The sequence below is a fragment of the Chitinophaga jiangningensis genome (genome assembly GCF_900142605.1).
GTDB lineage: Bacteria > Bacteroidota > Bacteroidia > Chitinophagales > Chitinophagaceae > Chitinophaga > Chitinophaga jiangningensis.
In genome coordinates this window covers 933,869-955,539 of the sequence record NZ_FRBL01000001.1, presented here as the reverse complement: position 1 = coordinate 955,539, position 21,671 = coordinate 933,869, and the positions used below count along the sequence as shown (strand labels likewise).

Annotated in this window: 21 protein-coding genes and 3 tRNA genes; 11 read left to right on the top strand and 13 right to left on the bottom strand. The window is 46.2% G+C overall.

What is annotated here, in order from left to right; all coding sequences use genetic code 11:
• Window positions 1-55: 55 nt before the first annotated feature.
• From BUB18_RS04000 to glyA, 5 genes are all read right to left on the bottom strand, one after another.
• On the bottom strand, window positions 56-805 hold the full coding sequence (locus tag BUB18_RS04000) for a hypothetical protein (RefSeq protein WP_073078200.1): 750 nt from the start codon (window positions 803-805) through the stop codon (window positions 56-58).
• Window positions 795-1,178 carry a GntR family transcriptional regulator gene (locus tag BUB18_RS03995; protein WP_073078198.1) on the bottom strand — a complete coding sequence of 128 codons (384 nt, stop codon included), beginning with the start codon at window positions 1,176-1,178 and terminating at the stop codon, window positions 795-797. The genes BUB18_RS04000 and BUB18_RS03995 overlap by 11 nt, the downstream gene beginning before the upstream one ends.
• 11 nt (window positions 1,179-1,189) lie before the next feature.
• A complete protein-coding gene (locus BUB18_RS03990) occupies window positions 1,190-1,960 on the bottom strand; it encodes a hypothetical protein (RefSeq protein WP_073078196.1) in 771 nt (256 codons plus the stop codon).
• 41 nt (window positions 1,961-2,001) lie between these two features.
• Entirely contained in the window at window positions 2,002-2,835 is an 834-nt protein-coding gene (locus BUB18_RS03985; RefSeq protein ID WP_073078195.1) for an ABC transporter ATP-binding protein, read from the bottom strand.
• Window positions 2,836-3,029: 194 nt separating this feature from the next.
• Window positions 3,030-4,310 carry a serine hydroxymethyltransferase gene (gene glyA / locus BUB18_RS03980; protein ID WP_073078193.1) on the bottom strand — a complete coding sequence of 427 codons (1,281 nt, stop codon included), beginning with the start codon at window positions 4,308-4,310 and terminating at the stop codon, window positions 3,030-3,032.
• Window positions 4,311-4,461: 151 nt separating this feature from the next.
• Here glyA and BUB18_RS03975 point away from each other — a divergent pair, with 151 nt between their 5' ends.
• Complete coding sequence (locus BUB18_RS03975; protein WP_073078191.1) at window positions 4,462-5,454, top strand: sugar phosphate nucleotidyltransferase; 993 nt, start codon at window positions 4,462-4,464, stop codon at window positions 5,452-5,454.
• A gap of 23 nt (window positions 5,455-5,477) precedes the next feature.
• Window positions 5,478-6,416: an NAD(P)H-dependent flavin oxidoreductase gene (locus BUB18_RS03970; RefSeq protein WP_073078190.1), complete on the top strand. Its 939-nt coding sequence runs from the start codon at window positions 5,478-5,480 to the stop codon at window positions 6,414-6,416.
• Here the strand turns inward: BUB18_RS03970 and BUB18_RS03965 are convergent.
• From BUB18_RS03965 to BUB18_RS03950, 4 genes are all read right to left on the bottom strand, one after another.
• A complete protein-coding gene (locus BUB18_RS03965) occupies window positions 6,403-7,698 on the bottom strand; it encodes an ABC transporter permease (RefSeq protein ID WP_073078188.1) in 1,296 nt (431 codons plus the stop codon). The two genes, BUB18_RS03970 and BUB18_RS03965, sit on opposite strands and share 14 nt — an antisense overlap.
• Window positions 7,699-7,710: 12 nt before the next feature.
• The gene (locus BUB18_RS03960; protein ID WP_073078186.1) at window positions 7,711-8,637 is read right to left on the bottom strand and encodes an ABC transporter ATP-binding protein; all 927 of its coding nucleotides are present in this window, start codon (window positions 8,635-8,637) and stop codon (window positions 7,711-7,713) included.
• Window positions 8,638-8,690: 53 nt separating this feature from the next.
• Complete coding sequence (locus BUB18_RS03955; protein ID WP_073078184.1) at window positions 8,691-10,253, bottom strand: NAD(P)/FAD-dependent oxidoreductase; 1,563 nt, start codon at window positions 10,251-10,253, stop codon at window positions 8,691-8,693.
• Window positions 10,254-10,347: 94 nt separating this feature from the next.
• Window positions 10,348-10,734 (bottom strand): DUF3127 domain-containing protein, encoded by a 387-nt coding sequence (locus tag BUB18_RS03950; protein ID WP_073078182.1) that lies wholly within the window; start codon window positions 10,732-10,734, stop codon window positions 10,348-10,350.
• 573 nt (window positions 10,735-11,307) lie between these two features.
• On the opposite strand from BUB18_RS03950, the gene dnaA reads away from it, so the two are divergent.
• From dnaA to BUB18_RS03935, 3 genes are all read left to right on the top strand, one after another.
• Window positions 11,308-12,741 carry a chromosomal replication initiator protein DnaA gene (dnaA, locus tag BUB18_RS03945; RefSeq protein WP_073078180.1) on the top strand — a complete coding sequence of 478 codons (1,434 nt, stop codon included), beginning with the start codon at window positions 11,308-11,310 and terminating at the stop codon, window positions 12,739-12,741.
• 768 nt (window positions 12,742-13,509) lie between these two features.
• Window positions 13,510-13,598, top strand: a tRNA-Ser gene (locus tag BUB18_RS03940).
• Between the two features lie 23 nt (window positions 13,599-13,621).
• Window positions 13,622-13,695 (top strand) — tRNA-Pro (locus BUB18_RS03935).
• A gap of 113 nt (window positions 13,696-13,808) precedes the next feature.
• Here BUB18_RS03935 and BUB18_RS03930 read toward each other — a convergent pair.
• Window positions 13,809-14,561, bottom strand: a complete 753-nt coding sequence (locus BUB18_RS03930; protein ID WP_073078178.1) for an SDR family NAD(P)-dependent oxidoreductase — start codon at window positions 14,559-14,561, stop codon at window positions 13,809-13,811.
• A 430-nt stretch (window positions 14,562-14,991) separates the two neighbouring features.
• Here BUB18_RS03930 and BUB18_RS03925 point away from each other — a divergent pair, with 430 nt between their 5' ends.
• The 6 genes from BUB18_RS03925 (at window position 14,992) to BUB18_RS03900 (ending at window position 19,638) form a co-directional block, all read left to right on the top strand.
• Window positions 14,992-15,357, top strand: a complete 366-nt coding sequence (locus tag BUB18_RS03925) for a hypothetical protein (protein ID WP_143159815.1) — start codon at window positions 14,992-14,994, stop codon at window positions 15,355-15,357.
• Window positions 15,358-15,545: 188 nt separating this feature from the next.
• Entirely contained in the window at window positions 15,546-16,076 is a 531-nt protein-coding gene (locus tag BUB18_RS03920) for an RNA polymerase sigma factor (RefSeq protein ID WP_245805607.1), read from the top strand.
• Window positions 16,077-16,086: 10 nt separating this feature from the next.
• On the top strand, window positions 16,087-17,808 hold the full coding sequence (locus BUB18_RS03915) for a hypothetical protein (RefSeq protein WP_073078173.1): 1,722 nt from the start codon (window positions 16,087-16,089) through the stop codon (window positions 17,806-17,808).
• A 189-nt stretch (window positions 17,809-17,997) separates the two neighbouring features.
• Window positions 17,998-18,071: transfer RNA gene (locus BUB18_RS03910), tRNA-Pro, on the top strand.
• Window positions 18,072-18,235: 164 nt separating this feature from the next.
• Window positions 18,236-19,138: a helix-turn-helix domain-containing protein gene (locus BUB18_RS03905; RefSeq protein ID WP_073078171.1), complete on the top strand. Its 903-nt coding sequence runs from the start codon at window positions 18,236-18,238 to the stop codon at window positions 19,136-19,138.
• An 89-nt stretch (window positions 19,139-19,227) separates the two neighbouring features.
• Window positions 19,228-19,638 (top strand): VOC family protein, encoded by a 411-nt coding sequence (locus BUB18_RS03900; protein ID WP_073078169.1) that lies wholly within the window; start codon window positions 19,228-19,230, stop codon window positions 19,636-19,638.
• 64 nt (window positions 19,639-19,702) lie between these two features.
• Here the strand turns inward: BUB18_RS03900 and BUB18_RS03895 are convergent, their stop codons facing one another.
• From BUB18_RS03895 to BUB18_RS03885, 3 genes are read right to left on the bottom strand one after another with little or no spacing between them, the layout of a single operon-like run.
• Window positions 19,703-20,560: a phosphatase PAP2 family protein gene (locus tag BUB18_RS03895; RefSeq protein WP_073078167.1), complete on the bottom strand. Its 858-nt coding sequence runs from the start codon at window positions 20,558-20,560 to the stop codon at window positions 19,703-19,705.
• Between the two features lie 13 nt (window positions 20,561-20,573).
• Complete coding sequence (locus BUB18_RS03890) at window positions 20,574-20,978, bottom strand: NUDIX hydrolase (RefSeq protein WP_073078491.1); 405 nt, start codon at window positions 20,976-20,978, stop codon at window positions 20,574-20,576.
• 17 nt (window positions 20,979-20,995) lie between these two features.
• Window positions 20,996-21,664 (bottom strand): Crp/Fnr family transcriptional regulator, encoded by a 669-nt coding sequence (locus BUB18_RS03885; RefSeq protein ID WP_073078165.1) that lies wholly within the window; start codon window positions 21,662-21,664, stop codon window positions 20,996-20,998.
• Window positions 21,665-21,671 lie beyond the last annotated feature (7 nt).

The following is a 21,671-nucleotide window of genomic DNA, read 5'->3' as shown; positions in this document are numbered from 1 at the left end:
GATCAGGACTTTTTTTATTGCTTGTAAAACTGATAAGTATAATTTATTCTTAACACTATTTTTCTTGTTGACCGGAGATCATCTTTACTGATTTTCCGTTGAGTGATACCTCTACCTTTTCGTCAAAATTGAAATGATGCTGTTTGAAATACACATCATTCAGGTTAATACCGCCTCCATCATAAATAGAGATATCTGCATTACCAATATCTTCACAGCTAAACATTTCAAGTTTTGTACGACGGCTGCCTTTGTAACTAAACTGCCCGAAACCAGCATTCGAAATCGTTATCCTGGCAGCAGTATCCGCTACGATGTCTAACTGGTTCGCATGAACGCCGTTGATTTCCATCCAGGCAGCGTGGTTGATAATTTGCGGTATATCTTTTCCCACGGCGACTTTAAATCCACCTGATCTGGCAGTTAAAGTTATCATGAGCGTGTCCCCGTTGCGTTTGTATTCGTCTCCGTTATAGCTGGTAACCGACCACGCATCCTCCTGCACTACTTCCACTTTGTTATGCTGCCGTACCTCTTCAAGGCCCTCTCTTTCTGTTCTGTCAGCATTTACATGCTCCCGGCGTGTCACATTCGTATTAAAGACGACCAGTACTTTAAAAGGTTGCACCGTAACCGGCAATATTTTTTTATTTTCTTCCTGGTTCACTTTTCTATTATGGACGTCTATCCATTCCTGGTTGGTAATGCCCTTCTTGTAATTGGCCCAGATGGTGATATCTGTGAGCAGCATCAGGAAAATCAGGATGCCTAAGGAAGCTATGATGAGTTTGGTACTAGTTTTCATGTCCGTTGAGTTTATTTTGCCTGAAAGTGGCGTAATAAGGTTTGAGATCGTCCAGGGTCATATCCAGGAGATATAAGTTGCGGAAGAACTGTGGTAGCTCGTTGCTGATGAAGGCAGCCTTTTTGGCCGCGATGATTTTTTTCACCGCATCTGACTGGATAAAGTAACCAATACCCCTTTTATTGGCAATGATTTCCTGTTGCTGTAGTAGTTCACAGGTACGCATCACCGTATTGGGATTTACTTCGAGGGTTACCGCCAGCTCCCGTACAGACGGAATTTTTTCTTCCGCCTGCCACTTGCCGAGCAGGATCTGTTCGTTTATATAGTCAGCAATCTGGAGGTAGATTGCTTGTGTATCTTTAAATTCCATTTGTCAAGATTTTATTGGATTTCTTTATCACCAATCCGGAAATAACTAAGCACCCACAAAGCTGGTATCAGCAGGAACTGTGCGATGAAGAGATTGGTTCTTCCTAACCATTCCGGTACTACGTAGGCAAACTTTTCCTGGTTGGTAAAAACGGCGAAGAAGGGAATGTTGGTAAACCAGTCGTGGAGTGATTTCCCAAATAAAACATTCGATATACCAATATTCAGGAACCATAAACCAAACAGGAAAATTAATAAGCAGAAAAATATTTTCGGAAAGCTGAATTTATAAAAGAAGGTAGCGCCAAAGAAGAAGGCTGCATGCAATCCCAGCATCAGCTGCAGAAAGTTGAAATAGGTAAATTTAGGATGGAACATGTTGTGCCAGTCGTATACCACCACGGCGTCTTTGTAAGTGACAGCAAGGGTCTGGTAGGTTTTGAAACTGATCCAGGCACATAAATGAAACACAATGGTTACAAATACGAAAGTGATCAGAAACTGACCCAGCACCTTTTCAAATTTAGAAGCCGGTAACAGGAAGAAGTCCATCCGCCGCTCCGTTTTAGCCAGGGCATTAAAGCTCCTGGAGGCATCCAGACCTATATACAGCGCAAAGAAGATAATATAGGGCGGCAGCATGTCTGATACACTGATTTCCTTTTCCCATTGGTGGAGATTAAAAAATGCAATGAGCGCAAAGCCGATGCCTGCGGCCAGCATCAGCGAAATAGTGAGCAGGTATGCTTTGTAGTTATCCGAAATTTCTTTTCGGAGATACATGCCCATTCTGTTTATTGAAAAGAAGTTGTTCTGCATGATAATTAGTTGAAGATTTCCTGGATAGATTGACGGTTGGAGAGTACAGCATTGAACAGCAGTTCCATATCGATGCGGCTGTGCTCCTGGTGTTGGTTAGGCGTCACGATCGCGTGGCCTCTCAGGTTGCTGTCGGCATACAACACTGTTTCCGCGGGGTTAAGCTGTGGCACCACTTTAAAACTCAGTTTATCCGTTACCGTTTCCACTGCTTCGCGGAAGATAATGCGGTGGTTATCAATAATCACAATACTATCGATCAGGTTGTCGAGGTCACGTACCTGGTGTGTGGAGATGATAATGCATTTGTCGTCCGTAAGCGTACCTGCAATCAGTTTCCGGAAGATGCTTTTGCTGGGAATATCCAGGCCGTTGGTAGGCTCGTCCATCACCAGCACGCGGGTGTTGGCTGCCAGTGCAAAGCTGATCACAAACTTCTTCTTTTGCCCGTAAGACATTTCAGGGAGATATTGGTGCTGCGGGATATCAAATTCTTTCAGGTAAGCTGCAAATGCTTTGTGATCAAAATTCGGATAAAAGCAAGCCCTCGTGGCCAGGTATTGTTTGATTTTTACTTTAGGGAGATATAACTCTTCCGGTACCAGGAAGATATCCTGTAAAAAAGAAGGGTTTCTTTCGGACGCTACTTCGCCAAATACCTCCACCTTGCCGGCATCGGGGAATAATAGCCCGGTTATTTGTTTCAGAAGCGTGGACTTACCCGCTCCATTTTTGCCCAGTAGGCCATAGATGTGGCCTGGCTGCAACTGCAGGTTCAGGTTTTCAAACAAGGGCCTGCCTGGCTTGTAGCTGAATGTAAGGGATTGGATGTTAATCATATACTAAGGGTGTGGTTTAGTGTACTACTTAACTAGTACACCATGAAGGTACGATAATTTTTGAATGGGCAAAGTTTTTTGTGAAGAAGATAAGTTCCCTGTTTTAAGTGCAGGCCAAAGGCCTGCACTTAAAACAGGAAGCCCGGCGCCAACGGCGCCGGGCTTCCTCTAAATAATATTTGCAAAGGATTGACTTATCCCAGCTCAGGATACAGCGAAAACTGGTGCATAAAGCCATTCACCTCACCACGAACTTTAGTAATCAGCGCCTCATTGTCAGCATCCATGAGCAATTGATCTACCCAATCAACGATTTGCTCCATGTGACCTTCTTTCAGGCCACGGCTGGTGATAGCAGGAACGCCCATACGAATACCGGAGGTAACAAACGCAGATTTATCATCGTAAGGAACCATGTTCTTATTAGTAGTGATATCTGCCTTTACCAGCGTTTGTTCTGCTTTTTTACCGGAGATATTCTTGTTACGCAGGTCGATCAGCATCAGGTGGTTATCGGTACCGCCAGAAACGATTTCATAACCTCTGCTGACAAAGCTTTTCGCCATTGCCTGCGCGTTCTTGATGATCTGGTTAGCGTATACGGTATAGTCGTCAGAAAGAATTTCGAAGAAAGAAACTGCTTTAGCAGCAATCACATGCTCCAGCGGACCACCCTGGATACCTGGGAATACCGCCAGATCAATCAGGGAGCTCATCATACGGGTTTCGCCTTTTGGTGTTTTCAGGCCGAATGGATTTTCGAAATCCTTACCCATCATGATCATACCGCCGCGAGGGCCACGTAATGTTTTATGTGTAGTAGTCGTTACAAAGTGGCAATGCGCAAAAGGAGAGTTCAGTAAACCTTTTGCGATCAGACCTGCAGGGTGTGCAATATCTGCCATTACAAAAGCACCTACCTGATCAGCGATCTCACGGATACGTTTGTAATCCCAGTCACGGCTGTAAGCAGAAGCACCGCAAATGATCACCTTTGGTTTCTCACGGTTGGCTACTTCTTCCATTTTATCATACTCTACAAGGCCTGTTTCTTTGTTTACACCATAGAAATGAGGCTCATATAATTTACCGGAAAAGTTAACGGAAGAACCGTGCGTCAGGTGTCCACCCATACTCAGATCCAGCCCCAGAATTTTATCGCCTGGTTTCAGAATAGCCAGCAAAACCGCAGCATTAGCCTGTGCACCAGAGTGAGGCTGAACGTTTCCATATTCAATACCGAAGATCTGTTTTGCTCTGTCAATAGCCAGTTGCTCGCTCAGATCCACGATTTCGCAACCGCCATAATATCTTTTGCCTGGGTAGCCTTCGGCATATTTGTTTGTCATCACATTCCCCATCGCCTGCATTACCTGAAGGCTGGTGAAGTTTTCAGATGCGATCAACTCAATGCCATGGCGCTGACGCTCCAACTCCTGGCGGATGATATCAAATATTTGCTGGTCTCTTTGCATGATGCCTTAAAATTTGACGCAAAGGTAGAATAAACCTGAATCAATTGCAATGCGCCGCCACAGAGAAAATTAATTTGCCATCACATAAAGATTTTGCTATATTTTTATACCGGTCTGACTATAGCCAAATTTATCCTATTTTCGCCCCATCATGAAGGCAATAATACCAGTGGCCGGAGCCGGCACAAAACTCCGTCCACATACATATACACAACCCAAAGCATTAATTCCACTGGCAGGTCGCACAATACTCAGTATTATTGTTGATCAGCTTGTTGAAGCAGGTATCAGCGAATTCGTATTCGTAGTGGGCTACCTGGGCGACAAGATCCAGAACTACGTGGAAAATAAATACCCGAACCTCACCTGTCATTTCGTGCAGCAAAACAGCCGCGAAGGAACGGGACACGCTATCCTGCTCACACGCGAAGTAGTTGCCAATGATGAAATCCTGATCGTACTCGGCGATACTATCGTGGAATGCGACCTGCAGGATGTGATCAACTCACCTTACTCCATGCTGGGCCTCAAAAAGGTAGACGACCCGCGCAACTTCGGCGTTGCCGAGCTGGACGATAAGGGCTTTATCACCCGCGTAGTGGAAAAACCCCAGATACCTAAGTCCAACCTAGCACTGGTAGGCCTGTATAAAGTGAAGGAAACACCGCTGCTCTTCGAATGCCTCCAAAAAAACCTGGATAATAAATTCAAGTCGCACGACGAGTTTCAACTCACCGACGCATTGGAGTGCATGATTGAACACGGCGTGAAATTCAATGGCTTCCGTGTTAACAACTGGTTCGACTGCGGTAGGAAAGACACGCTCCTGGAAACAAATGCCATCCTCCTGAAAAAATATAAAGCCGCCAGCAACCCGGTGCTGCCCTACGAAAACACGATTATCATCCCACCGGTAAGTATCGGCGAAGGCTGTAATATTAAAAACTCTATCATCGGACCTAATGTGGCCGTAGGTGATAACACCGTTGTCAACTACTCCATCGTAAAGGATTCCATTATTGGCTCCTTCAGCAACCTGTATGAAGTAGTACTCAAATCATCCCTGATCGGTAGCGATGCCAACATCAGAGGACTGAGCCAAAGCCTGAATATTGGCGATAATACAGAAATAGATCTCGGCTGATATTGATATTTATCTGATTGCTTATGAACAGGATTAATGAACTTTTCGGCATACGTTATCCCATCATCCAGGCCGGTATGATCTGGGCCAGCGGCTGGCGTTTAGCCAGTGCTGTTAGTAACGCCGGCGGCCTTGGTATTATCGGAGCCGGCAGCATGTATCCTAACGTATTACGTGAGCATATTCAAAAAATAAAACAGGCAACAGATAAGCCTTTCGGGGTAAACGTGCCACTGCTATACCCGGATATCAATCAGCTGATCGCCATCATCCTGGAAGAAAAAGTACCGATCGTGTTCACTTCCGCAGGAAACCCCAAAACCTGGACAGGCACCCTTAAAGCCGCTGGTATCAAAGTAGTGCACGTAGTGTCCAGCAGTCTTTTTGCAGAAAAAAGTGAAGCCGCCGGCGTAGATGCCGTTGTAGCGGAGGGGTTTGAAGCAGGAGGGCATAATGGGAGAGAAGAAACCACCACCATGGTGCTCATTCCCGCCGTTACCGCAAAAGTCAATATTCCGGTAATAGCCGCGGGAGGCATCGCCACGGGGAGAGGGATGCTCGCCGCCTTCGCATTGGGCGCCGAAGGAGTGCAGATAGGCAGTCGCTTCGTAGCCACGCCGGAAGCATCATCTCACCAGAATTTTAAAAACGCCATACTGGACGCCAGGGAAGGCGATACCATGTTATCTCTCAAAAAATTAACGCCGGTACGACTCATAAAAAACCATTTCTACGACCTGGTAAAGGCAGCAGAAGACAATGGCGCAGATGCAGCCGTACTTAAAGAAATACTGGGCCGCGCCCGCGCCAAAACCGGTATGTTTGAAGGGAACCTCTCCGAAGGAGAACTGGAAATTGGCCAGGTGAGTGCCCTTATCTCTCAAATAAAACCCGCAGCAGCTGTAGTAGCCGAAATCTGGGAAGAATTCGAAGCCGCCAGAAAGCAGCTTACGACTTACTGAAAATCCACCTGGTAGCTTCTTTCAGCGTAATCTTCTTACCATACATCAATATACCGGTCCGATAAATTCTGCCGGCAATCCAGGTGGAAGCTATAAAACCACCAATCAGTACCACCATACTTAATAACAGCTGCCAGTAAGGTACCGTGCCAGGTACGCCCGCCGGAATCCGCGCCATCATTACCAATGGTGAACTAAACGGGATAATACTGGCCCATACCGCCAGCGGACTCGTTGGATCGGCTACCGCCTTCACCAAAATAATACTGCTGATGATAATCGGCGCCGTGAGTGGCAACGTCATTTGCTGAATGTCACTCGCATCTTCATTAGCCAAACTACCCACTGCCGCATATAATGAGGAGTAAAACAGGTAACCCCCAAGGAAGTAAAACAGGAAGCAACCGATAAACAGCGCCCAGTTAATCTTACCCAGCATGAAGGAAAATTTCTGCACCGCTTCCGCCATTTCCGGGTTAGAACCCGCCTGGTTAGCGGATTGCAGGGCCTCGGGCGACATAAACACCGGCAATGCCATCGACAATAATATCAATAATATCCCCCATATCAGGAATTGTAATAGTCCTACTGCTGCAATACCAATAATTTTGCCCATCATCAGCTGAAAGGGCCTTACGCTGCTGATCATTACCTCAGCAATCCGGTTTACTTTTTCCTCCATCACACCGCGCATCACGGAAGTACCAAACAGCAACAACATGAAGTACATGGTAAAACCGCTGGCATAGCCCAATACAAACGACGCTGCTGAACTACCTTTCTTTTCATCCTTGCTGTCTTTGAACTCCACGGTAACATCGGCACGAATAGCATCCACTTTCGCCTTATCTATTCCATTCACCTCCATACGTTTTCTTTCGATCACGCTGTTCAGATTATTGGTGATGGTGTGCTCCAGCGCAATACTGGCTTGTGCGTCACTGTAGTACTCAAAGCCCGAAGGGCGTTCCAGGTCAATCTCAGGTATCAGCAGTACGCCGCTGTATCCCTGATCTGCGTAGTGGCGTTTCAGTGAGTCCGGCTGCTGGTCCGTAATAAATTTGAAATAGGTACCACGGCTATCGTGAAACTGTCCTGTAAACATGCCACTTTTATCTATCACGGCTACCTTGGTGCTGGAGTTCGAATTGCCGGCCAGTACAGCAGGTATGATAATCATGGCGGCAAAGGCCAGTGGCACCAGCAGGGTAACGATCAGGAAAGAACGTTTGCGGACACGGGAGAGAAATTCTCTCTGTATAATGAGGTATATCTTGTTCATGATTGAGTTGGATTAGGCGGTGGCAGCCAGGTTTTCGGTGAGCTGTACCTGTGAAATGAAAACTTCGTTGATGCTGGGGAGTATCTCTTCAAAATAGGTCACCGGTATCTCCTGGCGGATAAAGTGCAGCAGGATGTCGTTGGTGGTACTATCAGGATTCAGCTTCAGGGTATAGGAATGATCGTCGATGGATACGATGGTAAAATGCCAGGTGGCCATCTGTGCGGCATTGGGCATAACACCTACCCCTATACGGAAAAGCCCCTGTTTAAAGTCCTGGCGGATCTGCTTTACGCTGCCATCCAGTATCTTATGGCCTTTATTCACCAGCATAATATGGTCACATATTTCTTCTACCTGTTCCATGCGATGTGTGGAAAAGATAATGGTAGTGCCATTGTTACTGAGATTAAAAATTTCCTGTTTGATTAGATTGGAGTTGATAGGATCTAATCCGGAGAAGGGCTCGTCGAGGATCAGCAGTTTAGGTTCATGTATAATAGTGGAGATGAACTGGACCTTTTGCTGCATGCCTTTACTTAACTCATCTACTTTTTTGTTGGCCCAGGTGTTCATTTCAAACTTCTCAAACCAGTGCCTGATGCGGGTGTTCGCTGTTTTCTTATCAAGTCCTTTGAGTTGAGCGAGGTAAAGTATCTGTTCGGCCACGGGCATTTTCTTGTAGAGGCCCCGTTCTTCGGGCATGTAGCCGATGGCTTGCAAATCGTTCATCGGGTCAAAGTGTTTGCCATTCAGCAGGATGTTGCCGGAGTCGGGATAGAAGATGCCGGTGATCATGCGTAAGAGGGTTGTTTTACCGGCGCCGTTGGGGCCTAACAGGCCAAATATGCTGCCCTGCGCAATATTGAAGGAGATATCATCTACTGCTTTGTGGGAGGCATAGTATTTTTTCAGGTGTTGTACTTCCAGGAGGTTCATACTGGAAATTAATGATAAATCCTGATAATCCTCCTGGGTACATATTATAAAGTTTATAGAGATAATTTGGCTGCAATGGTAGCAGCTACGCGTTCGCCATCCATGGCTGCGGATACGATTCCACCGGCGTAGCCGGCGCCTTCGCCGCAAGGGTAAAGGCCTTTCACCTGCGGATGTTCCAGGGTATCGTTTTCACGGGGAATTCGTACAGGCGACGACGTGCGTGATTCAGTAGCCACCAGGATAGCATCGCTGGTGTAGTAGCCTTTCATTTTTTTGCCGAATGCTTTAAAGGCGCCACTTAGGCGGTTGTGTACGGCAGCGGGTAATACCTCCCGGAGGTTTACGCTGTTTACGCCGGGCACGTAGGAGCATTCCGGTAGGGTGGTGGATACTTTGTTGTTCACGAAATCGGTCATGCGTTGTGCCGGTGCTACAAACTTGCCTCCGCCGGCGTTATAGGCGGCTATCTCTACTTCGCGCTGGTAGTACATGGCGGCAAGGCTGCCTTTGTCTGCAAACGGCTGGTAGTCGCCGGCTTCGATGCTCACCACCATGCCAGAGTTAGCGAAGGGGTTATTACGTTTGGAGGGCGACCATCCGTTTACCACCAGTTCACCGGGATCGGTGGCGGCAGGTGCGATGATACCGCCCGGGCACATACAGAAGGAGAATACACCGCGGCCATCCACCTGTTCCACCAGGCTATAGCTGGCCGGTGGCAGGTATTCGCCGCGAATGGCGCAATGGTATTGAGCGCTGTCGATCAGCTCCTGTGGATGTTCAATACGTACGCCGAGGGCGAAGGGTTTGGCTTCCAGCAGTACCTGCTGTTCATCGAGCATGATAAATATATCACGGGCGGAGTGGCCGGTGGCGAGGATCAGGTGTTGCCCGGCGAAGTATGCGCCGCTGGCGGTTTTCACACCTTTCACCTGTCCGTCTTTGATATCTATGTGGTTAATACGTTGTTCAAAGTGCACTTCACCGCCGCTGGCGATGATTTGTTCACGCATGGCGGTGATGATATGCGGGAGTTTATTGGTACCGATATGCGGGTGTGCGTCGATGGCAATTTTCTCTTCTGCACCAAACTGTATGAAGATATTAAGGATGCGGTTAATATCGCCGCGTTTGTTGGAGCGGGTATACAGTTTGCCATCGGAGTAGGTGCCGGCGCCGCCTTCCCCAAAGCAGTAGTTGGAGTCGGGGTTTACTACACCGGTTTTGTTGAGGGCGGCGAGGTCGCGTCTGCGGGCGCGCACATCTTTTCCTCGTTCCAGTATGACAGGTTTCACGCCGGCTTCAATGAGCCGGAGTGCTGCAAACAGGCCAGCGGGGCCTGCTCCGGCAATGAGCACGGTGGGTGCTGTTGCTGGCAGGTCTTTATAAACCGGGGCATCAAATTCTTTTTTGTGAAACGGTTCATTGACGTACACCTGCACGGTGAGGATAAAGTACACTTGTCTGGAACGTGCGTCAATAGAGCGTTTGATGAGATTGTAACCGGTGATGGTTTGTGGAGCCACGCTGAGCGCTGCGGCAGCGGCTTTGATAACAGCGTTGCTGGACCCGGCATCGGCGGGCAGGAGTTTAAGGGAGACTTGTTGAATCATGTTAGGTAGTTATCCTAAAGAAATACGGATTTGCAGTGTTCAGGGGCTGCCTGATATACGCTGCAAATCCGTATAGGTATGTTGAATACAAAAATTAGAACGGCAGATCGTCGCTGCTATCTCCGCCACCAGCTGGCATTTGCGGAGTGTTGTAGTTAGGCATTGGATCAGCTCCCGGAGCAGGGGCAGCCATAACGGACTCCATACGCCATGCATCGAGGTTGGTGATATAGTTTACTTTGCCATCTTTTTCCCAACGGGTACCTTTGATATTGAAATAAACTTTAACGTTTTCACCTTCGTTGAACCGGTCAACAATACCAGTGCGGTCTTGTACAGCCTGGAACTTAATGTAGTTATTGATAACGCGACCGTTGATATCATCGGATTTCTCTATAACGAACTCTCTTGTTTTAAAAGTTTCGCTACGTTGAACTGTATTATACTTCACGACCAGCTTTCCGGTAATTTCAAAACTCATAGAAAAATATTTTAAATTCAGAAGGTCCAAAGATAGGTATTCGTGAAAGTGCGTGCAAATAATTTTTATTGATTACAAGCGCGCGGGTATATAAAAAATTAGTTCCTTATAAACTAGCCCCAAACACATTTTTTTTAATGGAGATACTAACATAGTTTTGCACCCTCGTCGGAAAAATTGTGAATATCTACAGAAATGATCTCTGAAAAAAAATAAGGAGAAAAAATCTACGATAGTATTTTATCATGAATGCGATACTATTTATGAGAAATGAGTCAATGCTTCCGGAAAGAGGTTGCAAATCAAGCTGGTTTGTAATACAAAAAAAGTGAGGAATGTCAATGCTGTAAAGCAATAGCAGCGGGCAGGAACAAGGTGTTTTCACACTGTATTCAGGATAATATAAACAAGGGTAGATAAATTTTTTTTTTCAACATTTTCTACAGATATTCGTCGTCCTGTCTGAACATTTTTCGACATCCTGCGTTGAGGAATAGCGAATTCGAGAACATCCTTAATTAGACGTGAATTGCTTTCATTAAATTAAGAAACAAACTAATTTTTTTTATCTCAATGAATAAAACTTGCGACCAAGTTTGGGAAAGGTGTCTTAATATAATTAGGGATATTGTTGAGTGGCAGCCTTTTAAGACATGGTTTGAGCCAATTAAACCGATTAAACTTGAAAACAATGTTTTAACCATCCAGGTCCCCAGCCAATTCTTTTACGAGTACCTAGAGGAGCATTATGTGGGATTGTTAGGAAAAACCATCAAGAGAGAATTAGGTAAAGAAGCCCGGTTGGAATACCGCATTGTAGTAGAGAACGGTACGCCACACCAGAACCCTAGAACTGTAAACATGCCTACGCAGTTTACAAAGCCCCAGAAAGACAATGAAGTTGATTTTCCATTAACGATCCAGAACCCGGTCAAAAACCCGTTCGTGATCCCCGGCATTAAACGTGTACAGATTGATTCGCAGCTGAATCCCAACTATACGTTCGATACCTATATAGAAGGAGACTGTAACCGCGTGGCTCGCCGCGCCGGTAAAACAGTTGCGGAAAAACCGGGAGGAACTTCCTTCAACCCACTCGTTATTTACGGTGGTGTGGGGTTAGGTAAAACACATCTGGCACAAGCCATCGGTAATGAGGTGAAGAGAATTCATCCCAATAAAGCCGTGCTGTACGTAAGTGCCGAGAAGTTTATCAATCAGTTCATCGATCACTCTAAGAATAATATCATAAATGACTTCATTCACTTCTATCAGTTAATAGATGTACTGATCGTGGATGATATCCAGTTCTTTGCCCGTGCAGAGAAAACACAGGATGCGTTCTTTGCTATCTTCAACCACCTGCATCAATCCGGTAAGCAGCTGATCCTTACTTCTGATAAGGCACCTAAAGACCTGGACGGTGTGCAGGAGCGTTTGCTCAGTCGTTTCCGCTGGGGCCTCAGCGCTGATATCCAGATTCCGGACTTCGAAACAAGAATGGAAATCCTGGAAATGAAAATGCGCAACGACGGGCTGGAAATGCCGAAAGAAGTAGTGAAGTATGTGGCGTATAATATACAAACCAACGTTCGTGAACTGGAAGGAGCGCTGATCTCGCTGCTGGCACAATCTTCACTCAACCGTAAGGAGATTGACCTGGAGCTGGCCAAGCGCGTGTTGAAATCTTTTGTAAAAACATCCTCAAAAGAAATTACCATCGAGAGTATTCAAAAGATGGTATGTGAGTATTTTGATGTACCATATGATAAGCTCCTGCAAAAAACACGTAAACGTGAAATCGTGCAGGCACGCCAGATTACCATGTACCTGGCTAAATCATTTACGAAAAACTCCCTGAAAACAATCGGTGAACATTTTGGCGGTCGTGATCATACTACGGTTATTCACTCCTGCCAAACAGTAAAAGACTTAATGGATACTGACAATAACTTCCGCGACAGCGTTATTGAGCTACAGCAGAAAGTGCAATTGGCAGCAATGTAATTTACCCCCTGTAACCTATTTGTGACATGCCCCCGTTTTAAACGGGGGCATGTCTCTTTTTATACAGGTAGTAGCTATCCTGCTTTCGTGCCGGGCAACAGGCGCCTTGTTAATAATCTCCATAATCACATTTAATTCATCGGCAGTAACAATTGCATTTTCGTGCTGCGGGTAATAGCCGCCTTGCAGGTTTAACCTCCTTCATAAGCTGCATTAAATTCCTAGCACTTTCGTACTGCCGGGTAATAGCCATCTTGTAGGTTTAGCAACCTCCATAAGCGGCATCAAATTCCTTGCACTTTCGTGCTGCCTGGAACTACCATCCTGTAGACTCAACAACCGCTATATCCTCTTTTAAGTCACCGGCGGTAGCCAACCGCGCGAAGCGCGGAACCAACCCAATGACACCGAAGGTGTCATTCTAATTCCCAACTATGTTTTTTATAATCGCACCTTTTTTCAAATATATACTGCTGTCTTTTTTAGGGAGAGAACTAACTGCCCGCCAGGAGTAACCTTGCTATTTTTAACTCGCTTTTGCACCTGTTAACCCAATATTTGAAATTTTTTTTCGTGTAGGTATGTCTGCGATGGAGGTGCTGAAATGTAATACAGTAAATGGTTTTGCAGTTTTTGTACCATCTCCTTCAATTATTTTTCAAAAAAAAGTTTGAAAAAACTGTAAATGTTTTTTGTGAATTTAAAATAATTCCTATTTTTGCAACCCCTTCAAGGAACTAACGCGAAAGGCGCTAATAGAAGGTAAACGGTGAGGTGCCTGAGTGGCCGAAAGGAACGGTTTGCTAAACCGTCGTACGGGTTAAACTGTACCGAGGGTTCGAATCCCTCCCTCACCGCAAATCCAGGTCGGGATTTTTTTCGGGGTGTAGCGTAGCCCGGTATCGCGCCACATTTGGGATGTGGAGGTCGTAGGTTCGAATCCTGCCACCCCGACTTAGAACGCTAAAAGCCTTACAGTACAAACTGTAAGGCTTTTTTATTGTTGTTTTGCTGTACACCTGATTCATGCAGATGACCCGGTCACTTTGATCTTTATGAAAAAGCGTTTAAAACGCATACCTCCGCATTCCTCCATCCACTACCGCCACTGTACCAGTTACATACTTCGCTCTCGGTGATACCAGAAAGGTAGCCATGTTCGCTATGTCCTCAGGTTCACCAAAATCACCCATCGGTATTTCTCTTTCTGCAAATTTCTTCCTTTCATCACCAGGGAAAATCCGCCTGATCTGGGCCGAGTCGATGATGCCAGGCTGCAGACAATTGACGCGGATACCCTGTGAAGCCAGTTCTCCCGCCAGCGCTTTTGACCAGGATGCAATAGCAGCTTTTGCCACCGCCGATCCATTGATGCTGCGCAGCTCATAGGTACTGATTAAATTGAGGATGGCTCCCTGTTTGCGTTCCATGAATTGCGGCAACAATGCCTGGGTTAACTGCCGGTGATGGTGGAAGTCGAGCGTAAAGGCAGCTTCCCATTCTTCTTCCGGGGCGATTGGGCCCAGCGGGCGACTAGCGCCGGCGTTATTAATCAGTATGTCCACATGACCCAATGCCTGGAGTGCAGCAGCGGCAATCGCCGCCGGGCCACCAGGTGCTGTGAAATCCTGTACCAGTATTTCAGGTACAACTCCGCCTTCCGCTTTGATTTCAGACTGTAATGACAACAGCAACGCTTCATTCCTGGCAGTAGCCAGTACTTTAACGCCTTCTGCGGCGAGCGTTTTAACGATACTGCGACCCAGGCCCTGACTGGCACCTGTAACTACTGCTGTTTTGTGTTGAAGATATAAATCCATGATGCATTAAATTTTTGTAATACAGATAATACCGTATTGCAAAAGTATTGCCCAAACGTAGTGTGAGTATGTGTTACAGTCGATTGTGAGTTGCGTACATTTTTGTTAGCAGGGAAGTACCGGATAAAAAAGCGGAGACCAAAAACGTCTCCGCAATATGGGGCCAACAAGATAACTCGAGTGCTACGTCAGATCTTGCAAATGGTTGTATTCGGATTGCTTTAATCGGTTAGAAGTAGTAGTAATGTGAAAGTACAAAGCCTTGTTTACCCATGGTAACGAAAAATGGCCGCCGGCAATTTCTGTTTCCTAAGTGGAGGCTTTACAACTATAAGTGCAATGCCTCCATCTTATCTACTGATAAAAAGTTTATTACTTACCCAACCTTTCATTTCCCCGCACCCGTTTACTTCAATATAAACCATTTTGTATGAGATATATACCGCTACTATGTTTGACCATGTTACTTGCCGTTATTATTGGTTGCAGAAAGGATCAGGCAACATTGCAGTCGTTGACTGTGAATACTTTAGCTAAGGCAAAAGATTCGGCTGGCATTCCCCGTGATACAACCGGTCATCCTGGCGATACGAACGGACATCCGCATGATACTATTATCCTGCCGCCCAAGGATTCAAATGTGCATATTCCTGGCGATACTGTTATCTATCCCCCTGTAGATTCACCATGGCACCCTCCTGTGGATTCGCCCCGGCATCCACCGGTAGATTCACCCCGGCATCCGGTTGATACTCCCTGGCACCCTACGGATAGTTCAATTGCTTCCCGTAAGTAATCAAGTTGTCGTGTAGCCGGCCATGTTAGTTTAACCGCGCAGGCATAGTATATTTACACTACTGTATGCTGCAACTTAAAACATAACAGGGGAGTTGCTATTTAACCCTGCATTAAGGCAACTATTGCTGTTGATAATAATGACCTTAATTCATATTCTTAACTGGTACTGTAATCAGGATTAGCCCTTTGGAAGAGATTCAGCAATTAGTACGGGATTGTTTGGCCAACAACAGGCTTAGTCAGGAACGACTATACCGGAAATTTTATCCGGCGCTATTCCTATTGTGCAGAAAGTTCTTCAATAATCCGGAAGAAGCAGTGGAAGTATTGAATGATGGCATGTTGCAGGTGTTTACGCAGTTGAGTAAATACGATGCCGAAAAAGGCGCTTTTTTTAACTGGGCTTATACAGTGGTCAGAAATACTGCATTAGATCGTATAAGGCTTCGAAAATGGCCGGAAAGCCAGGAGTTGGAGGAAGACGTTGGCTCTACGCAGAATAATATCCTGAGTAAGCTGGCCTGGGAAGATATTTATAAACTGCTGGATAATCTTCCCCCAACTACCAGGGCCGTCTGCTCCCTTTTTTACCTGGAAGGATTTTCTATCAGAGATATCAGTGATAAACTGCAGCAAAGTCCGGGAACAGTAAAATGGCACCTCAGCGAAACACGCAGTAAACTAAAGCCAATATTGGAACAACACTACCTTAAATAATGTACCGCCTGTGAACGAAAGCAATCTGCATAAGGGCCTGCCCAACGAAGGCACTCCACCCATTCCCATTCCTCCTGTCGGCGACAGCTGGATGAAAATGGAAGAGCGCCTCAATGAAGCTATGCCCCTGCAACCGGGTACACCGGAAAATGCTTTCAACCAAAACACAGGCCCAATAGAATCTGCAACCATGGAGTATAAAACTGGTAACGCCCTGCCAGGATTATCCCGGATCATAAGCAGCGCCGGTATCCTGGTATTGACGGCAATCATAATAACGGTTATCACCTGGCGTGTGATGACCTATAATAAACATGAACACCAAAGTACAACGGCTGGCACTGAACATAATGTTACCTCCGGCAAGGCAACCACCGGCGCCGTGGATATCGGAAGCAATGCAGGTTCCGGTAATAAGCGTAACAGCTTGCCGGCTGAACATGCAACAGACGACAGCATAGCCTTCGGCACCATTGACCCAAAAGCCGCAGCGCATGAGGAAACCGGTGGCAGGCCCACACCAGCAAGTAGCAACGATGCAGCAAGTGCAGGTGCAGGCGCCAGCCAGGCAGAGGTGAATAAAGTGACCGGCGAAAATTTGTTGCCAAATGGAGCAAATGCAGTAACGGCAGCCAAGGCAGCAGTGCCAGCTTCCAATGGCATGAGTGCACATAATTCCGAGGTGGAGAAGTCTGGATCGCACCACAACATTACCAACAAATCCAGGCATGGTGTCAGCAATACAGATCATACCATCCGCCGTACCAATCCGGCTACCATTAACACAGGAGCTCCTGCAGAGGATGATCAAAACACGCATGCCGGTAATTACAAACCACCGACTGCTGATACCCCGGTTGCCGCAGAAAATAAAACGGCAGGTACAAGCACCGATGTTGCCCGTGTAACCAAATACAGCACACCACAGATTGTCCTCCCGTCAACCACTGAGGTGGATAACCAGCACCTGTCAACCTCCACTCCAATGCTGCTGCAGTCATTACCGGTACTTAACAGTAGCCGCAACGCTATACCAACACTGAAAGCGCCTCCCGCTGTTACCGACAGGTACGCAAATCCATGTCTCATGGGGCCAGGCCCCAAAGGATACTGGCAACTTATGCCGCAATGGTCAGCCCAGCTGCCAGTTAACGGAAGTGAAAGCTGGTATAAAGGCCCCACCGGCAACAGCCAACTGTATAAAATATTGATCCCCGGCATCCGTGCGGAACGTACCTGGCCCAATGCAGCACTCAGTCTCGACCTTAACGCCATAGCTACACAAGCATTTAATAATAAATGGTACGATACCGTCCCGTACATTGGCAGTGGTACTAATACCATCTTTATTAGCCTCGTGCAAACCTACGGCTACAGCGCCACCCTGTCCTACAGCCATCGCGTAAAAGGTAACTGGTTCGCCGGAATAGGTGCACAGGCTTACTATGGCCGCCTCGCTGGTAAACAACGCACCTATCAGTACAACCTGGCTGTCGACACCTTCCGCCTGGCTCAGTTCTTCGGTGATAAAACGGAAATCTGGAATGCCATCGGACGCTTCCAGGGCAACGCCACCGCAGAAATATACTATGACCATACCAAATGGCAGGCTGCCATCAGAACCACCATACCAGTATATTTTCAGCGTATCGAACCCCTGGCAGACCCCATCAAACCCAAAATGCAATTAGAATTATTGTTCCGGTGGAAAATAATTTATCCTAAATGGTGATTTGTTGAAACGCTTTGTGGTACTACGATTTGGGTTGTAGTATGACCAGCAGGCCCCCACCAACACACACAGTTTGACGAACTTTTTTTTAAAAAATCTAATTCCTGATTTGGTTTTCTCGTAAACTTCGCTACCTTTGCACTCCGCAATCAGAGATACAAACACTCAGATTGCACACCGGAAAAAGTTCGGGGTGTAGCGTAGCCCGGTATCGCGCCACATTTGGGATGTGGAGGTCGTAGGTTCGAATCCTGCCACCCCGACTCAGAAAAGGACAAAATAGCACTTGCTGTTTTGTCCTTTTTTATTTAACCAGGATATATCATATCCCCCACCTCCACCCCAGTTGAAACCAATTTTATTACGCTATATTTAGGAATACAATAAGCTTCCGTCAAACGAAGCAACATGACCTCCGGATTAGCATATGGATCAACTAAATACATTACTGCCGTATTACACCGATATAAATGACTTTCTAGCCTCTATCCCCTGGCCAGGCCGGACAACTAATCCGGACTTCTACTGCCTGAGATTAACAAAGCAAAACCTCGAGGACCTACAGGTTTATAAACCACCTTTCAAACGTTCCTTTTACTTTTTAGCACTGTTGTACAACTCAGGAAGCGCAGAGGTAAACTATGGCAGCAAAAAGGTGAATAATCCGGAATCGTACCTCGTTTTCCACTCTCCTAATCTGCTCTATAGCTTTTCGCATAATAATTCACTTGAAGGGTATATCATCTATTTTAAGCCAGCATGCTATGCATTCTTCAAGCCCGACTTTCATAAAACATTTCCACTCTTCGACGTGCTGCACACCAACCTGTTTAAATTTGAACTGGATACTTTCCGGCAGCTGGCGCCACATTTTGAAGAAGTGTTCCTGGCCTATGAACGCTCTTCACAAGGCCAACACATGGAGGCTCGTATCAAACTATTGGGCCTGTTGTATTTCCTGGAAAGTTTCGCGAATGAAAAAAGGCACGACAACAGGCAGGCCAATGCACAGCAGTTATTACTACAGCGATTCACACAGTTAGTGAATCATCACTATATCGATAAACGAACCGTAAAGGAATATGCAGATATGTTATCCGTTACTGCAAACTACCTGTCGCAATCGGTTAAAACACTCACCGGTAAAAATGCACTGAGCTATATAGCTGACCGCCTCACCAACGAGGCACGGTCACTTATACAATACACCGATTTTGAAATTTCCCGGATTGCATATCAACTGAATTTTTCTGATCCTGCTAATTTTGGGAAATTCTTTAAAAAGCAGGTAGGACTTTCACCTTTGGAATATCGAAGGCTGCACAAGTGATGGAATGGACTGCTTTAACCAACGAATTGACCAAACCGTTTAAGAAGGAAATAGTTGTTTTGTACTCGTAATTTTTAAATCTCAACATTATGTCAAAGCAAATTTTTATTAACCTGCCTGTAGCGGACCTGAAGAAATCAATGGCTTTCTATGAAGCCATCGGATTTAAAAATAACCCACAGTTTACTGACGAAACTGCTGCCTGTATGGTGGTTAGCGATACGATATTCGTGATGCTGCTTACACACGAAAAATTCCTGCAATTTACCTCGAAAAAAATCACGGATGCAAAAAGCAACATCGCAGTGATTAACTCTCTTTCTATGAGTAGTAACGACGAGCTGAATACATTTATCGCAAATGCACTAAAAGCAGGAGGACGGGAATACCGTGAGCCGGTAGATTATGGTTTCATGCAGCAGCGCAGCTTTGAAGACCTGGATGGCCACAACTGGGAAGCAGTGTATATGGACATGAGCAAAATGCCTCCTCAGGGTTAATCTTACAGTATGACATAAAAAAGTCGGATACCAGCGGTATCCGACTTTTTTTATAAGGAGATGTTTACCGCAACATCAGCTGCATCGCCTTCTTATGCTCCAACTCCCGGTGATGCCGGAATACACTCTTCGTCACAAAGTGTCCCAGCGACATACCAATCAATACATCACTGCTCCAGTGCCGATTTTCATACATCCTCGTGACTCCTGTTAAACCGGCAATACCATAGGCTACCCACGGTACCCATGGATGATCTTTGCCATACAGTTCCGCTATGGCGGTGGCAACCGTCATCACCGTGTTGCTATGCCCGGAAGGGAAGGAAGTATGCTGTTTATCGCCGCTAAGCGGCGGTGCAAAGTTAAACGGACTATCGTAATAGGTAGGCCGCCCTCTTCTCACCACACTTTTAATAACGGTATAAATAGCGGTAGAAATAACCAGCGATTTAGCAGCCATTAAGCTGCCGCTCTCCAGTTTGCGGTCGTGTGTAACCACACCTGCCACATACATACCCGCTACAATGTAAGGGGCATAGGCATTACCGAAGGGTTCAATCTGATCAGTAACGCTGGTCCAGAAAGTACTTTGGTTGTGTACGAAGAATTGCTTTATACCATAATCGCTCGCCAGCAGTACACCGGTTAGGCCAACTATCGCTCCCGCCTGTACGAAATTTTTCTTTTCCCAATGCAGTGGTCGTGTTACAGTGTATTTGGTATCATCCCAGATGCTTTTAAAATATTTGCCATTAATCCGGTATAGGATAGTGGTATCTGCAGCGGTAATAGGGCGTATGGTATCAGCGGCTATGGCAACGGGCAGGCTGTCCGGCCTGGCCCGGGTAGTATCCTCCTGTGCGTATAATCCGGTTCCTGCTAATAGTAGCAGGAGTAAGCCAGTTATCCTTTTATTCATCATGTCGGGTATCGGTTCAATCTATTAAGCCGTCGTCCTTTAGTTTACGAAACGCCGTAAGAACACCAGGCACCTGGTGCTCCTCCGTGCTGTAGTCAGCAGGACTAAAAAATCTGATCGCTTCAATTTCTGCTGTAGGTTGAGGCATAGCTGTCAATTGGCACAAGTAGGTGTGCTGCTTCATCAGCTTATTGTTTTCACCGAATGCAGGCGCTTCGATGTAGTAATATTCCTGTAATTGTTCAGGGGAGAGTTCGAGGTTAAGTTCTTCCTTTATTTCCCTTCTGATAGCTTCCAGGTTGGTTTCCCCCGGGTCTACCTTCCCGCCGGGAAGGTACCAGGCCTGTTTATTGCGACTGTAAGCCAATAATAATTTCCGGTTTTCCAGCGCAATAAGTCCTACACAATTTATGTAATCCATCCGGCAAAAATAACTCATTATTCTATGAGCTTCCGCAGGCGCATTTCATCACGGATAGAGATCTCTTTTCCGGAAACAGTAACAATGCCCTCGTCTACCCATTCATTCAGCGTTTTAAACAGTGTTTCATAGGTGGTGCCGGCAAAGGAAGCAATTTCCTGGCGGCTAAGGGTACTGCGTATGGCGCCCTGAGGGGTAATGCCAAATATTGAACTTAGTTTGATGAGCGCATTTGCCATGCGACTTTTAGCGCTCATGTGCACCATGTCACGCATGCCCTGCTCGGCACGCTGTAGCTCGTTGCCATAAAATAATACCATTTTATAAGCGAGCTCATGATTTACCAGTAAAGTGGTGTGGAAAAACTCAGCCGTAATAAAACAGGCCTCTGCTTCCTCAATGGCGGTAGCCGTTACCGGGTAAAAATGATTTTCCCCCAGTCCCCTGTGCCCCAGAATATCCCCTGCAGCCGCGAATTTCACGATCAGGTCTTTATTGTCATCTCCCCACTTTTTATGCACCTTCACCCGGCCGGAATGCATAAAATAAACTCCTTTTACCTCCTCCTTTTCATGGAAAATCACTTCATTCTTCTTGAAATGCCGGATGGTGGCATTCGTGGCAATAGCCGCCTGCCATTCCGCTAAACTATGCTGGCAAAGGAAACAATGTTGATGTACATGCATGAGTTAT

What these genes read in the sequence shown, in the direction of transcription:
- BUB18_RS04000 (WP_073078200.1), bottom strand. Translation starts at nt 805, where the DNA reads ATGAAAACTAGTACCAAACTCATCATAGCTTCCTTAGGCATCCTGATT.
- BUB18_RS03995 (WP_073078198.1), bottom strand. Translation starts at nt 1,178, where the DNA reads ATGGAATTTAAAGATACACAAGCAATCTACCTCCAGATTGCTGACTAT.
- BUB18_RS03990 (WP_073078196.1), bottom strand. Translation starts at nt 1,960, where the DNA reads ATGTATCTCCGAAAAGAAATTTCGGATAACTACAAAGCATACCTGCTC.
- BUB18_RS03985 (WP_073078195.1), bottom strand. Translation starts at nt 2,835, where the DNA reads ATGATTAACATCCAATCCCTTACATTCAGCTACAAGCCAGGCAGGCCC.
- glyA (WP_073078193.1), bottom strand. Translation starts at nt 4,310, where the DNA reads ATGCAAAGAGACCAGCAAATATTTGATATCATCCGCCAGGAGTTGGAG.
- BUB18_RS03975 (WP_073078191.1), top strand. Translation starts at nt 4,462, where the DNA reads ATGAAGGCAATAATACCAGTGGCCGGAGCCGGCACAAAACTCCGTCCA.
- BUB18_RS03970 (WP_073078190.1), top strand. Translation starts at nt 5,478, where the DNA reads ATGAACAGGATTAATGAACTTTTCGGCATACGTTATCCCATCATCCAG.
- BUB18_RS03965 (WP_073078188.1), bottom strand. Translation starts at nt 7,698, where the DNA reads ATGAACAAGATATACCTCATTATACAGAGAGAATTTCTCTCCCGTGTC.
- BUB18_RS03960 (WP_073078186.1), bottom strand. Translation starts at nt 8,637, where the DNA reads ATGAACCTCCTGGAAGTACAACACCTGAAAAAATACTATGCCTCCCAC.
- BUB18_RS03955 (WP_073078184.1), bottom strand. Translation starts at nt 10,253, where the DNA reads ATGATTCAACAAGTCTCCCTTAAACTCCTGCCCGCCGATGCCGGGTCC.
- BUB18_RS03950 (WP_073078182.1), bottom strand. Translation starts at nt 10,734, where the DNA reads ATGAGTTTTGAAATTACCGGAAAGCTGGTCGTGAAGTATAATACAGTT.
- dnaA (WP_073078180.1), top strand. Translation starts at nt 11,308, where the DNA reads ATGAATAAAACTTGCGACCAAGTTTGGGAAAGGTGTCTTAATATAATT.
- BUB18_RS03930 (WP_073078178.1), bottom strand. Translation starts at nt 14,561, where the DNA reads ATGGATTTATATCTTCAACACAAAACAGCAGTAGTTACAGGTGCCAGT.
- BUB18_RS03925 (WP_143159815.1), top strand. Translation starts at nt 14,992, where the DNA reads ATGAGATATATACCGCTACTATGTTTGACCATGTTACTTGCCGTTATT.
- BUB18_RS03905 (WP_073078171.1), top strand. Translation starts at nt 18,236, where the DNA reads ATGGATCAACTAAATACATTACTGCCGTATTACACCGATATAAATGAC.
- BUB18_RS03900 (WP_073078169.1), top strand. Translation starts at nt 19,228, where the DNA reads ATGTCAAAGCAAATTTTTATTAACCTGCCTGTAGCGGACCTGAAGAAA.
- BUB18_RS03895 (WP_073078167.1), bottom strand. Translation starts at nt 20,560, where the DNA reads ATGATGAATAAAAGGATAACTGGCTTACTCCTGCTACTATTAGCAGGA.
- BUB18_RS03890 (WP_073078491.1), bottom strand. Translation starts at nt 20,978, where the DNA reads ATGGATTACATAAATTGTGTAGGACTTATTGCGCTGGAAAACCGGAAA.
- BUB18_RS03885 (WP_073078165.1), bottom strand. Translation starts at nt 21,664, where the DNA reads ATGCATGTACATCAACATTGTTTCCTTTGCCAGCATAGTTTAGCGGAA.